At 70.2% G+C, this 12,726-nt stretch carries 12 protein-coding genes; 3 read left to right on the top strand and 9 right to left on the bottom strand.

What is annotated here, in order from left to right:
- Positions 1-356 precede the first annotated feature (356 nt).
- On the top strand, positions 357-1,217 hold the full coding sequence (locus FKR81_RS30700; protein ID WP_146357182.1) for an oxygenase MpaB family protein: 861 nt from the start codon (positions 357-359) through the stop codon (positions 1,215-1,217).
- A gap of 1 nt (position 1,218) precedes the next feature.
- Here the strand turns inward: FKR81_RS30700 and FKR81_RS30695 are convergent, their stop codons facing one another.
- The 3 genes from FKR81_RS30695 to FKR81_RS30685 all read right to left on the bottom strand — a co-directional run bounded on the left by FKR81_RS30695 (position 1,219) and on the right by FKR81_RS30685 (position 3,136).
- Complete coding sequence (locus tag FKR81_RS30695) at positions 1,219-2,274, bottom strand: terpene synthase family protein (protein WP_146357180.1); 1,056 nt, start codon at positions 2,272-2,274, stop codon at positions 1,219-1,221.
- 77 nt (positions 2,275-2,351) lie between these two features.
- The gene (locus FKR81_RS30690) at positions 2,352-2,711 is read right to left on the bottom strand and encodes a hypothetical protein (RefSeq protein WP_146357178.1); all 360 of its coding nucleotides are present in this window, start codon (positions 2,709-2,711) and stop codon (positions 2,352-2,354) included.
- A complete protein-coding gene (locus tag FKR81_RS30685; protein ID WP_146357176.1) occupies positions 2,708-3,136 on the bottom strand; it encodes a hypothetical protein in 429 nt (142 codons plus the stop codon). Before FKR81_RS30685 ends, FKR81_RS30690 begins: the two co-directional genes overlap by 4 nt.
- Positions 3,137-3,273: 137 nt before the next feature.
- On the opposite strand from FKR81_RS30685, the gene FKR81_RS30680 reads away from it, so the two are divergent.
- Entirely contained in the window at positions 3,274-4,185 is a 912-nt protein-coding gene (locus FKR81_RS30680; protein ID WP_146357174.1) for a hypothetical protein, read from the top strand.
- Here FKR81_RS30680 and FKR81_RS30675 read toward each other — a convergent pair.
- Entirely contained in the window at positions 4,165-4,932 is a 768-nt protein-coding gene (locus FKR81_RS30675; protein WP_146357172.1) for an aminoglycoside adenylyltransferase domain-containing protein, read from the bottom strand. The two genes, FKR81_RS30680 and FKR81_RS30675, sit on opposite strands and share 21 nt — an antisense overlap.
- 74 nt (positions 4,933-5,006) lie before the next feature.
- Between FKR81_RS30675 and FKR81_RS30670 the strand changes: the two genes are divergently transcribed.
- Complete coding sequence (locus FKR81_RS30670; protein ID WP_146357170.1) at positions 5,007-5,819, top strand: maleylpyruvate isomerase family mycothiol-dependent enzyme; 813 nt, start codon at positions 5,007-5,009, stop codon at positions 5,817-5,819.
- 38 nt (positions 5,820-5,857) lie between these two features.
- Here the strand turns inward: FKR81_RS30670 and FKR81_RS30665 are convergent, their stop codons facing one another.
- The 5 genes from FKR81_RS30665 to FKR81_RS30645 all read right to left on the bottom strand — a co-directional run bounded on the left by FKR81_RS30665 (position 5,858) and on the right by FKR81_RS30645 (position 12,648).
- Positions 5,858-6,604 carry a citryl-CoA lyase gene (locus FKR81_RS30665; RefSeq protein WP_146357168.1) on the bottom strand — a complete coding sequence of 249 codons (747 nt, stop codon included), beginning with the start codon at positions 6,602-6,604 and terminating at the stop codon, positions 5,858-5,860.
- Positions 6,601-8,013: an AMP-binding protein gene (locus tag FKR81_RS30660; protein WP_146357166.1), complete on the bottom strand. Its 1,413-nt coding sequence runs from the start codon at positions 8,011-8,013 to the stop codon at positions 6,601-6,603. Before FKR81_RS30660 ends, FKR81_RS30665 begins: the two co-directional genes overlap by 4 nt.
- 27 nt (positions 8,014-8,040) lie before the next feature.
- Positions 8,041-10,530 (bottom strand): glycoside hydrolase family 3 C-terminal domain-containing protein, encoded by a 2,490-nt coding sequence (locus FKR81_RS30655; RefSeq protein ID WP_146357164.1) that lies wholly within the window; start codon positions 10,528-10,530, stop codon positions 8,041-8,043.
- 198 nt (positions 10,531-10,728) lie between these two features.
- Complete coding sequence (locus FKR81_RS30650; protein WP_146357162.1) at positions 10,729-11,934, bottom strand: nucleotidyl cyclase domain-containing protein; 1,206 nt, start codon at positions 11,932-11,934, stop codon at positions 10,729-10,731.
- Between the two features lie 9 nt (positions 11,935-11,943).
- Entirely contained in the window at positions 11,944-12,648 is a 705-nt protein-coding gene (locus FKR81_RS30645) for an SDR family oxidoreductase (protein WP_222598456.1), read from the bottom strand.
- Between the last annotated feature and the right edge of the window lie 78 nt (positions 12,649-12,726).

Raw genomic sequence — 12,726 nt, 5'->3', positions numbered from 1 at the left:
CACTGTCAAGGCCCAATCGCTGCGCCGAAGGCGCGACCCAACCACCGACACCGAAACACCAAAGCCGCAGCAACCATCAGACCCCAGCCCCGGCGAAACCGGCGGCCAGGCAAAGAACCCAGCCCCGACGACAACCGGCAGCCAGGCAAAGACCCGAGCCCCGACGACAACCGGCAGCCAAGCAAGGAACCCCAGCTCCGACGGGACCGGCAGAGGCCAAGCCCCAACGGGCAGTAGGCACAGGACCCAACCCCGACGGGACCCGGCAGCCCCCTCACCCGTCTCAAATGAGAAACGCGACTTTCGTCCACCATCACCAATGCTGAACTCACCGCGTGCCCGCCTACACACCAGAGATGCTGGATTCCCTGCGCCACCAGGGAGATCCCGCTGCGGACGACGGCCCAGTAACCGTCGCACTCCCACCGTGGGCCAACCTGGACCGCACCACCCACGCCGCCAACTTCTTCGCCGACAACCGCCTGCACATAGGAATGACGCTCTCCCTGGGCTCACTGATCACGTGCTACGCGATCCCACGCGGCGCCCGTCTGCTGGCAGCGTCGGGCGGCCTCGACGCACCGCTGCAACGCGTGCACGCGACGGCGGCGTTCGTACTGGCGGCCGTACAACCACGCCCTGACGTAACCGCGGTCGCACAGGTGCGGCACACCCACGCGAGAGTCCGCCGAGCAGTCCTCCACAGTGGACACTGGAACACCGAGACCGACGGAGTGCCGCTCTGCCAGGAGGACCTGCTAGGCGCACTGATGCTGTTCTCGGCGTACGTGCTGCACCTGCTGCCACGCCTGGGCGTCCACCCGACCGAGCGCGACACCGAGGACTACCTGCACCTGTGGTGCGTGGTCGGCTCCATGCTCGGCCTGCCGGACGAAGTGCTGCCCGAGGACTTCGCTGAGGCCACGCGCCTGTGCGAACTGATGCAGGAGCGGCACATCGCCCCGTCCGACGAGGGCAAGGCACTGACCCGCACCCTGATCGGCAGCTACCAGAACATGCTGCCCGGCGTGCTGGGCGCCGCGATCCTCCCTGCCGTGCGGCACGTGCTCCCGCCGAGGGTCACCGAGTGCGTGGGCATCGCGCCCGCGCGGTGGGCCGCACCCGGCTTCCCGGCACGAATCCGGCTGCGCGGCCTGGAACACGCGCTGTTCGACTGGTTCCTGCGCGAGCTCAGCCCGCAGGACCTGGCCGCCTGACTCACCAGCTCGCCGCCAGTCGAGCGGCCGACGTGCCGAGGCCGCGCGGGCCGGTCGGCACGGTCACCGAGGCAGCCGTGTACCGCTTGCTCTGCAACGCCCACGCGTACGACCCGGCGAGCATCGTCTGGCAGGCGCGCACGTAGTCGACGACGCGACGGCAGGTGCGGGCGTCCAGGTCGCTCTCGTCCAGCACGGTCGGCAGGTCGCGGTCCGCGGCGGCGCACATCGTGCGGACCCGGCCGGTGATGACGTCGTCGATGACGTCGACGGCGGCCTGGAGCGAACATCCCTGTGCGCGTTGGAAGACGGTCACGCCGTTGAACTCGCCTTCGCCCAGCGAGACTTCACGCGCGTAGGACACGATGTCGTTCTGGAGGTCGATGGCGTCGCGGAAGGTGTCCAGCAGCGCCTTGAACGGGCGCGAGTCGTAGACGGCGGGCGGGATCTCCACGCCCGCGTCGTGCTCGAGCAGGCAGGTCATCATCATGCCGCCGCCGACCTCGCGGCGGAGCTCGACGAAGTCGAACAGGTCGGGTTCGCCGCGCACCGCGAGGTCGAACCAGCGGTGGCCCTCGCCGAACTTGCGGAACGCCCGCGTGTACCGCTCGCGCCAGACCGGGGTCATCGCGGGCGCGGTCTTCGCCCACAGGTCGAGAGCGGCGCGCTCGGCCGCGTTCTCCGGGACGGGAACGGGGCTCGGCAGCACGGGCATGAAGCTCATGAACCGGTCGACACCCCGCCGCAGTGACCACGGGTCGAGTTCGTACGCGGCCTGGAGCTGGTCGTCGACGAACCACATCAGCACGTACCAGCAGCACACCAGGTCCAGCTCGGCCGCGGACGCGTCCGGATGCGCGTACGCGGTGAACAGCGGGAAGTCGGCCCTCTCAAAAGCAGCCCGGCTCCACCGCTGGTCGGATGCCGCCTCGTGCGAGGGGTCGAGCAGCCCCATCGCCTCCGCCCACACCGGCACCCGTTCCCGGCACCCGTCCAGGTGGGGGTTCAGGCGTGCCTCGAAGGGCATGAAGAAGTCCGGCATCACGAAGGGGTTCACGGCTCCCGATCTTCGAGCGCGGCGCGCGCGGAGATCGAGAGCCGTAAGCGTGAATGACCGCTCCCGATAGGGGGACGTCAGAGCTTCAGCTGCGTGACGTCCACGTCGGCGGGCACCGTGAACCCGGCCGCGGCGACGTCGTCCACGAACTCCTGCGGCAGCCGCACGTGGTAGGTCCGGACGTAGTGCGCCACGTCACCCGGCCACACGTGCTTGCCGTCGGTCATGTAGTGCGGCGACGGGATGCGCGCGCCGCCGTTCAGCACGTCCTTGCCGAACCCCGGCGTCGCGATGTAGACGTGGCCCGCCTCGAGGTAGGCCGCCAGCTCCTCCTCGTACCTGCTCGGCTCACGGCCGGTCGAATCGGCCAGGCTCGGGTCCGACGGGTCGCCGTGCGGCATCTCGCTGAAGAAGCCGACCCTGATCAACTTGGTCACTCGTATCCCCTCACGTTCACTCTCGTCACCTTGGCCAGCAAGCACTTCGCGTCGTCCAGCCCGGCCTCGGCGGCCCGCTGCACGAGCGCGATGCCCGCGGCCAGCTCCTCCGGCGACCCGGCATCCCTGATGAACACGCCACCCAGGTCGTACGCGGCGTGCGAGCTGCCGAGCCGCATCGCCTCACCGAGCACCTCGATCGCCGCGACCGAGGCGTGGCACGCGTCGCACCCGTCCTCGTGGCACTCGAGGTCGCCGCACACGTCCTCACCGCAGTCGAGAAGTCCGCGGCCGAGGAAGTAGAGCCGCACCGCGCGCTCATCGGGATCTGTGAGCTCACGGGCCTCGGCGACGCGCCGGAGGATGAGCGCCACGTCGCCATCCCCGGTGCCCAGCAGCGGAATCCCGTCTTCGGTTGGTGCCATGGACACCAACCGTAGAAACGATCACCACACCGTCACCACATGCTGAACTGCGCCGGTCCCGAACGCCTGATTGATGGACCAGTTGAAGTAAGGGATCCTTCTCGGCGAGCCACCCCCTGCCCACTGGAGACCCGCCTGTGACCACGCTGTACGAGAAGGCAGCCCACCGAGCCGTCGAGTGGCTGCTGGACCACACCCCGCCGGAGGACGTCGCGGCGCACTACAAGGCGCCCGCGCTGTTCTGCCTGGCCGGGTACCCGCGTGAGGCGCAACGGCGGCTCGACTTCATCGAGTCCCGGTTCGGCACCGACGACGGCGACTTCGTCACCGAGCCGGGGATCAAGAGCCACAACGAGAACTTCCAGGAGTTCTGGTGCTACCCGAACGGCTGGATCGCGCTGGCCGCGCACCGGCGCGGCGCGTTCGTGCTGGCCCGCCGGGCGTACCGGCACCTGCTGACCTACGAGGCGCCCGCGGGCGGCTGCTGCGCGAACCGGCTCGGCATCCCGGACGCGCTGACCACCGCGCACCTCGGCTGCGTCGCGCTCCAGCTCGGTGACGTGACGACCGCGCGGGACGCCGGACGCTGGCTCAGCGCGTTGCTCGGCCAGCAGACCGGCCCCGAGTTCCGGGTCCGCGGCCTGCTGGAGGACACCAGCCTGCTGCACGTCGTGCGCCCGGACGTGCCGGACCAGGCGTACTTCATGCTCGGCTACCCGATGGCGTTCCTCGCGAAGCTGCACCAGGTGACCGGCGCGCCGGACGCGCTGGCCGCGGCGAAGGGCTACGCCGAGTACGCGTTCGCCTGCGGCGACAACCTGGTGACCTCGCTGCAGGCGCACAAGGTGGCGTGGGGCGCGGCCGTGCTCGCCAGGACCACCGGCGAACGGCGCTACGCCGAGCTGGCCACCGCCATCGCGGACAACCTGATGGCCACCCAGGCGGCCGACGGCTCGTGGTCACCGGACAAACCGCCCATCAACCACTTCGACGACACCGCCGAGGTCGCGCTGTGGCTGCTGGAGATCTCAGCGGACCTGGCCGACTGACGCGGCGAACTCGAAGGTTTCGTCGAGACTGCCCGGCCGCGGCGGCTGGTCGGGATCCCAGCCGAGGTCGCGGTCGGCCATCGCCTGCGCGATGAGCGGGCGCCACTTCGGGTCGAGGTGGTCCAGCGCCCACGCCAGCGCGCCGCGCTTGGACTCGACCTCCGCTGTCTTGATCGTGTAGAGCGCGCGGCAGACCGCCGACACCGCGTACCGCTGCGTCCACGCGACGTCGAACGACGCCCACGCGCGGATGTCGTCGATGACGGTCGGCAGCGCCGCGCGCATCTCGTCCCGCAGCACCTCGGGCGGCACCTCGTCGACGAGGCTCGCGATAGGCGGCCCGTCGACGACGATGCCCCTGTTGCGCAGGATCCAGCGGGCGTGCGGGGTGTTGCAGTGGGTGTCCCAGATCAGCTCGCGCAGCCCGTGGTCGCAGAACAGCCACGGCACGCCCATGCCGTCGACGGTCCTGAGCGACGCGACGTCCGCGTACGAACCTTCCATCTCCTTGGTCCACAAGCCTTCGCGCGTCGGGATCTCGTCGTGCAACTCACGGAGCCCGGCCTCCGCCGCGCCGGACGGCAGAACCGTGGTGGCGATGATGAAGTCGCAGTCGCTGTGCAGGTCGCCGGCGCCCAGCGCGAACGAGCCCTGCACGTACGTGCCGACGTAAGTGTCGCCGAGGATCTCGCGGGCCTCGCGGGCGAGGCGCGTCAGCACCCCGTCGAGCTCCTCGTACGGCGTCATGGTTCGCGAAAGTAGGTCTGCGGTCGAGGCGCGTCAAGCAGATAATTGAACCCTCACCGAAGGAGGTGGGAGGCATGAGCGAATGGGACCCGACTTCCGCCGACGGCAAGGGCACCATCCTCCGGGTGGTGCGCGAGGAAGCGAACCGGATGTTCGACCTCGCGGAGCCGACCGAGGCGTGGAAGGCACCGACGGCCTGCGCGGGGTGGTCGACCGCGGACGTCATCGGGCACATCGTCGACACCACCGAGGGCTACTTCGAGGCGTTCGACGCCGCACGCAGGGGCGAGGCGCGGGAGGCGTACGGCACGGCGGGCATGGGTGCCCGCGCGAACGAGCAGGCGCTGGCGTTCCGCAACCTCTCCCAGCACGAGATGATGGACCGCATCCGCGCGGACTTCGACCGCATGATGTCCACATTGGACTCTTTGAGCGACGACGAGTGGGAGAACTTCGTCGTCACGCACTTCTACATGGGCCCGGTGCCCGCGTGGTTCTACGCGGCGGGCCAGCTGATGGACTACGGGGTGCACTCGTGGGACATCCGTCAGGGCTCCGGCCGGGCGCACGGCCTGTCCGGTGACGTGGCCGATCTGCTGGCACCGCTGATGTTCCTGCTGTGGCAGTCGACCGTGCGGTCCGATGTGGACCGCTCGCCGTTCGAGCTGGGCATCACGGTCAGCGGCCGCAACGCCGCCGGCTACCGGATCAACGTGGACGCCGACGGCATGAGGTACGCGCAGGGCGCCGTCGACGACCTGCCCGCGGTCATCGACTTCGACGCGGGCAGCCTGGTGCTGACCGCGTTCGGCCGGTGCAACGCGGGCACCGTGCGCGGCGACGCGGCCGTGGCGGACCGCTTCCTCAACCTGTTCTACCGGATCTAACAGCTCGTGAGTGATCAGGAGCGCCATAGGCCTCCTAATCACTCACGAGCTCTGACCTGGTCGTAGATGGCCGGACCGGCCGGGTTCCGCAGTTCCTCCGCCAGGTGACCCAGCAGGCCCGCGGCACGGGCGAGCAGCGCGAACCCGCGCAGGATGCCGACGGGGAAGCCGAGGTCGGCCAGCGCGGCACCGCACACGCCCGCCCCGTTGAGCGGCAACGTCTTCCCGAGCACCTCGGGGTGCACCCGCCCCACCGCGTCGAACAGCCGGAGGTGCGGCCCCAGCACGCCTTCCTCCTCGGCGATGCGGAAGATCACCGGCGTGCGCGGGTCGCCGTTCTTGTGCAGCGGATGCCCCAGCCCAGGCACCCGCTCCCCCGCGCTGTGCACGGCCCGCACCGCCTCGAGCGCCAGTTCGTCGTCCGACTCACCCTGTCGAGCGGCCAGTGCGTCGGCCAGGAACCGGCCGCAGTCCTCGGTGACGCCGAGGAACCGCGAGCCGCCGCCGAGCAGCCCGGCGGCCAGCGCGCCCTGCAACGACTCGGGCGCACCGGTCAGCGTCAGCCGGGCCGCGATGACGGTCGGCGTGAACCCGTGGTCGGCCAGCGCCACCAGCACGGCCTCGAACAGCCGCAGCTCACCGGGCTCCGGCCGGCGACCGGCCACGAGCCAGAACGCCAGCTCACCGAAGCCGACCTTCCCCATCATGTCGTCGGCGAGGTCGTGGCCGAGCAGCCGGATGCTGGTCTCGTCCGCCGAGCCGATGGACGTTCGGTACTCGCTCACCGGTTCTCCTCCGCGTCGTGCTCGCCGTCCGGATGTCCTTGCGGCAGCAGGTGTTTGGCCACCCTGGACGTCGGCGTCCTCGGCAGGTCGCCGATCAGCTGCCAGTACCTCGGCACCTTGAACGCGGACAACCGTTCCGCGCACCACGCCCGCAGCTCGCCGAAGTCGGGCACGACACCCGACGCCGGCACCACGAACGCCTTCACCTCGTCCTCGGACAGCTCCGACGGCACGCCCACGACCGCGCACTCCAGCACCGAGGGGTGCGCGGTCAGCGTCTCCTCGACCTCCAGCGGCGACAGGTTCTCGCCGCGTCTGCGCAGCACTTCCTTGGCCCGCGCGACGAAGGTGTACGTGCCGTCCGCGTTGGGCGTCACCAGGTCGCCGGTGTGCAGCCACCCGTCGACGATCGCGCGAGCCGTCTCGTCCGGCATGTCCCAGTACCCCGGTGTGACGGCTGGGTTGCGGAGCTGCAGCTCGCCGTCGCGCACTCTGGCCTCGTTGATCGTGCCGAGCACCGGGTGCTGGCGCGGCGCGCCGAGCGTGCCGAACGGCCGGGTGCCGCGCGGCCAGATCAGGCCGTACGTCGTCTCGGACATCCCGTAGCCGCACACGATCCGCAGCCCGAACCGCCGCTCGATCTCCTCCTGGCGCTCCTGGGCAGGCGCGGGCCCGGTGTAGCACAGCCGCAACGGGTTGTCCGCGTCGTCAGCGCGTTCCGGTTGGCGCATCAGCATTTCCAGCATCGCGCCGATCGCGTTGAACTCGGTCGCGCCGTGCTGCCGCGCGGCGTCGAGGAACCCGCTCGCCGAGAACCGGGGCAGCAGCACCAGGCCCGCTCCGCACGCGAGCGAGCCCATCACCGAGTAGGCGGGCGCGTTGACGTGGAACAACGGCAGCGACGTCATCAGCCGGTCGTCACGCGTCAGCTCCATCCAGTGCGGGAAACCCTCACCCGCCAGCGTGTAGGCGCGGTGCGTCTGCATCACGAGCTTGGACCGGCCGGTCGTGCCGGAGGTCGGGATGAGCACCGCGACGTCGTCCGGCCGCGCGTCCATCGGCAACTCGGCGGCGACCGTCAACGAGGGTTCGGTGATCACCAGACGCGGCCGGGTCTGCGCCACGAGCCCGTCGAGCTCCAGCGCGGTGCTGCGCGGGTCGACGGTCACCGCGATCGCACCGAGCGACACGGCACCGAGCCAGGCGAAGAGGTGCGCCGGCGTGTTCCGCATCGTCAGCAGCACCAGGTCGCCGCGCCGCACCCCGTTCTCGCGCAACGCATGCGCAGCGCCCGCGGCGTGTCCGACGGCCTCGCCGAACGTCCAACTGTCCTCTGCGGACCGCAGCCAGACTCCGCCGGGATCACGCCCGGCGGAGTCGAGCAACAGCTGCGGGATCGTCCGGTACAAGCTCCCGATGCTACTCCGGGGAGCAGGTCATCGAGGGATCGTGACGTACCCCTTCAGCGGCAGGTCGCGCGACGACGTGCCGACCGAGATCTGGTGGCGCCCCGGCTGCTTCGCCCACGCGTGCTTCGCGGTGTCCCAGATCGAGAACGCCCGCTCGTCCAGCGTGAGCCGGACCCGCTTGGACTCACCGGGCTTCAGCTCCACCTTGGCGAACGCCTTGAGCTGACGCGGCGGTTCACCGGCGGCCGACGGGAACGAGACGTAGGCCTGCACGACCTCGGACCCGGCCCGCTGCCCGGTGTTGGTCACCCTGGCCGTGACCGTCACCGGCGCGTCGCCGCGCGACACGGTCAGCCCCTCCAGCCCGAAACTGGTGTAGGACAACCCGTGTCCGAACGGGAAGAGCGGCTCGATGCCCTCCCGGTCGTACCAGCGGTAGCCGACGCCCAGCTCCTCGTCGTAGCGCACCTCGCCGTTCGCGCCGGGGAACCGTGCGGGCGTGCTCGCCGGGACGTCCGCGAGCGACTTCGGGAACGTCACGGGCAGCTTGCCGGACGGGCTGGTGTCGCCGAACAGCAACGAGGCCATCGACTCACCGATCGCCTGGCCGGGGAACCACGCCTCCAGCACCGAGCTGACCGAGCCGACCCACGGCATCGTCACCGCGCTGCCGGTCTGCAGCACCACGACCGTGCGCGGGTTCGCCGCGGCCACCGCCGAGATCAGGTCGTTCTGGCCGCGCGGCAGGTCGATGCCGGTGAGGTCGTAGCCCTCCCAGCTGATCAGGTCCGCGAACACCACCGCCACGTCCGCCGCCTTGGCCGCCGCGACGGCCTCGTCGTACCGCGAGGAACCCGGCTCCTCCCAGCCGAGCTGCATCCGGGCGCCGCCGCCGCGCTGGTAGTACCGCACCTCGACGTTCACCGGCTTGCCCGCGGTCAGCTCGACCGTGCCGACCTGCGTGGTCGGCGCCTGGTCCTTCCAGTTGTCGATGACCTCCTCGCCATCGACGAAGAGCCGTGAGCCGTCGTCGCTGGTGATCGCGAACGTGTGCGGGCCGGTCTTGCGCGGCGTGATCGTGCCGGTCCACGACGCGGACCAGCCGGTCGCGGGCACGCCCTCGGCGGGCTTGCCGCTCGGCCAGTCGAAGTCGACGGTCTGGTCCGCCCTGGTGAGCAGCGGCGGCCCGGCGAGGTCGACGCCGGCGTAGAACCGCCCGGTCAGGCCTTCGAACCGGTCCGCGGGCACGGTGGGCAGGCTCGCGGCGGGACCGGGCACGTAGGTCACCTCGCCGCCGGCGCGCTGCTCGATGGCGCGCAGCGGGGTGGTCACGCCGGGCGGCGTCGCCACCGGGTTGCCGAGTCCACCGGTCGTCTTGACCTCGTCGTGCGCACCGCGTCCGATGACCGCGATCTTCTGACCGGCGGACAGCGGCAGCACGTTGCCCTTGTTCTTCAGCAGCACCGCGCTCTCGTCCGCGACCTTCCACGCGACGGCCGCGTGCTCGGGCTTCGCGGCGGGTGCGTTCGGGTCGCCCGTGATCGGCCGCTCGAAGAGGCCGAAGCGGAACAACGGCCGCAGGACGTTGCCGACCATCCGGTCGAGCCTCGTCTTGCTGACCTGACCGTTGGCCAGCGCGGTCTTGAGGGCGTCACCGAAGTACTTGCCGGTCGGCATCTCCATGTCGAGCCCGCCGTTGGCCGCGGCGACGGTCGACTTCGTGCCGCCCCAGTCCGACGTCACGAACCCGTCGAACTTCCACTGCTCGCGCAGCACCTTCGTGAGCAGGTACGAGTTCTCGCACGCGTTGACGCCGTTGACCCAGTTGTACGAGCACATCACCGACGAGGCCTTCGCCTCGCGGATGGCCGCTTCGAACTGCGGCAGGTACATCTCCTGCATGGTCCGCTCGCTGACGACAGCGTTGTCGGTCGGCGAGAACCGGTTGCTCTCCTGGTTGTAGACCGCGAGGTGCTTGACCTGCGCCAGCACGCCCTCGCTCTGGATGCCCTTGATGTTCGCGACGCCCATCCGCCCGGTCAGGAACGGGTCCTCGCTGTAGGTCTCGAAGTTCCGGCCCGCCCTGGGGTCGCGCACGATGTTGACCATCGGCGCGAGCGCGACGGTCACGCCCTTCGCCTTCTGCTCAGCGCCTTCGACCTCGCCGTACTGCCGGACCAGGCCGGTGTTCCACGTCGCCGCCGCACCCACCGGCGCGGGCAACTGCGTGACGCCGGGCAACGAGCCGCCGACGCCGTTCGGCCCGTCGTGCAACAGGAACGACGGCACGCACACGCGCGGAATCGCGGGAATCATTCCGGCATAAGGACTCGCGCCCGCCACGCCGTGCACGACGGCGAGCTCCTCGTCGACCGTCATGGCTTTCAGCACGGCGTTGACCCTGGTCTCGACCGGTGCGGTCGAGCCGACCCAGGGACAGTCCGCGGCGCCGGCCGGAGTGACCGGCACGGTGACCGCGCTCGCCGCGAGGGCGAGAACGAGTACCGCTCGGAGCATGCCTTCTCCTCTGACAACGTTGTCGGAAGGCGGCGGATTTCGATCCTGTCAGCGGTCGACAGGATCGGGACATACTCCATTGATGGGTAGCCCGGCTCACCGTTCGTTCGGGCGTGACCGGACCTCTGCGAGGGCCTGCGCCGCAGCGGCGGATGACGCAGCCGGCTCGGTTTCCGTAACGCGGATAACGCTCAGACCTCAGCGGTCTCGCGGCGGCCGACCCGGCTCATGGCACCACGCGTCCACGTCCCGGTGCTTGAGCCGGACGGTGAACGGCTCGTAGCTGCCGGGGTCGATGTCTCCGTACCCGTGGCGCACCACGCCGTCGTAGATCTCCTCGGAGACCATCAGCCCCAGCGGCCAGTCCGTGCGCTTGAGGAAGAAGCGCAGCTCGTCGGAGTCCGCCAGCCCGTACGCGTCGTCGAGTGCGCTGCCGAAGTAGTCGTAGCTGTCGCGGCGCAGCTCGCCCGCGTCCAGCACGGTGCGCAGCCTCATGTGCTCGCCCGCGGGCGCGGATTCGTTGTAGGTGAACAGCTCGCGGGTGAGTGCCGTCATGAACGGGCTCACCAACCGGTTCTTGGGCACCTGCGGCAGGAACAGCACCCGCAGGCCGTCACCCTCGTCGGTGGGCGGCTCGTACTGGTCCGGTTCGATCCCCGCGGCGTCGATCGAGCTCAGCACCATGCGCCGCAGTGCGGCCCTGAGCCTGCCTTTGATCTCGTCCGGCCGGGATCCGGAATCCTCGATGTCCACCAGGAAGATCGCGCGGTGGTGCAGGTCGTCGGACCGCCACTGCGCACCTGGCGGCTCCTCGGGTGGCGGCCCGGTGACACCGGGAACGTGGATCCAGCCCCGGATGTGAGTTTCCTTCGCCTCGACGACGACGGGGCGGAAGCTCTCCGGGTCGATACCCGGTGGTCCGGGCTCGATGACGCCGCGGAACATCGGCTCGGTGACCGCGACGACCACATCGGCGTCCGTGAGCTGGAGCGCCGACCGCACCACGGCGGAGTCCGCCAGCCGCGTGGCCGTGACCAGTGCGTCGCCGACGAAGCCGCGCTCGTCCCGCACGACCTCACCGGCGTGGAGGGCGATGCGCACCCGCACCCGGCCCGCGCGCCCGATGTTGTACTCGTTCAGCTGTGCGTTCAGCGTGCGGACGAACTCGACCGGCAACCGGTTCTTGGGGACCTCGGGAGCGGCCAGCACCAGGACGCCGTCACCGCGGTCGAGGACGTCGTACTGGTCGCGGGAGACCCCCGCACCGCGCAGCGACTCCGCCACCGCCGTGAACAGGAAATCGCGCAGCCGCACCTGATCCGGATTCGTGCGACGGCCGAAACCTTCGACGTCGACCACGACGATCGCGCGGTGCATCGGCTGGAGCGGAGGTCGTTCGCCCATGCCCACAGGTTAAGCCGATTCGAAGTGAAATGCGCGGATGAAGCAGTCCCTCGGCTGCCCCACCGCGAACACCACGCAGTCCACCACGGACTGCGCGGTCAACTTGCCGTCCGACGTCCGCGGCGCGGCGGGGTCGGCGTCCTCGAACTCCGGCGGGTACAGGGAGATCATCCGGATCCCGGCCTTCCGCAGCCGCTGCGACATGACCTCGACGAACCCGGCCTGCCCGTGCTTGGCCGCGTAGAACGCGGGGTGCGCCTCGGGCACGCCGTCGCTGCGGGGTGTCGCCGCGCTCGAGACCAGCGTGACGACGTCCGGCCTGCTCGAACGCTTCAGCAGCGGCAGGAAGTGCTTGGTCATCAGCACGGTGCCGCCGACGCCGGACGTGATCGTGCGCATGATCTCGGTGTCGTCGGCGTCCCAGACGTCGTGACCCTCGAGCCAGCCCGCGGCGTTGTTGACCAGCACGTCGACGTAGCCGAGCTCGTCGGACACCTGCTCGGCGCACCGCCGGATCGACGCCGGGTCGGAGAGGTCGCACTGCACGGCGTGGACCCGGTGGTGCCCCAACGCGATGATCTCGTCGCGGGTGCGTTCGGCGGCGACGAGGTTGCGCGCGGCGACCACGACCTCCGCGCCGAGTGAGGCCAGCGCGATCGCCAGCACGCGGCCGAAGCCCCTGCCCGCTCCCGTGATCACGACTCGAACGTCCACGACCATTCCTTTCGGACATCGGAAATCTTGGGGCTGTAAGGCGGATGACGAATGCTCCACGAACTCTATACGGCTGCG

It is taken from the genome of Lentzea tibetensis, from assembly GCF_007845675.1.
Classification (GTDB): Bacteria; Actinomycetota; Actinomycetes; order Mycobacteriales; family Pseudonocardiaceae; genus Lentzea; species Lentzea tibetensis.
This window is presented reverse-complemented; position numbering and strand designations above follow the sequence as displayed.

Bases quoted from the DNA above. Each gene is read 5' to 3' on its own strand.
- FKR81_RS30670 (WP_146357170.1), top strand. From the start codon at position 5,007: ATGAGCGAATGGGACCCGACTTCCGCCGACGGCAAGGGCACCATCCTC.
- FKR81_RS30650 (WP_146357162.1), bottom strand. From the start codon at position 11,934: ATGGGCGAACGACCTCCGCTCCAGCCGATGCACCGCGCGATCGTCGTG.
- FKR81_RS30675 (WP_146357172.1), bottom strand. From the start codon at position 4,932: ATGACGCCGTACGAGGAGCTCGACGGGGTGCTGACGCGCCTCGCCCGC.
- FKR81_RS30700 (WP_146357182.1), top strand. From the start codon at position 357: ATGCTGGATTCCCTGCGCCACCAGGGAGATCCCGCTGCGGACGACGGC.
- FKR81_RS30685 (WP_146357176.1), bottom strand. From the start codon at position 3,136: ATGGCACCAACCGAAGACGGGATTCCGCTGCTGGGCACCGGGGATGGC.
- FKR81_RS30655 (WP_146357164.1), bottom strand. From the start codon at position 10,530: ATGCTCCGAGCGGTACTCGTTCTCGCCCTCGCGGCGAGCGCGGTCACC.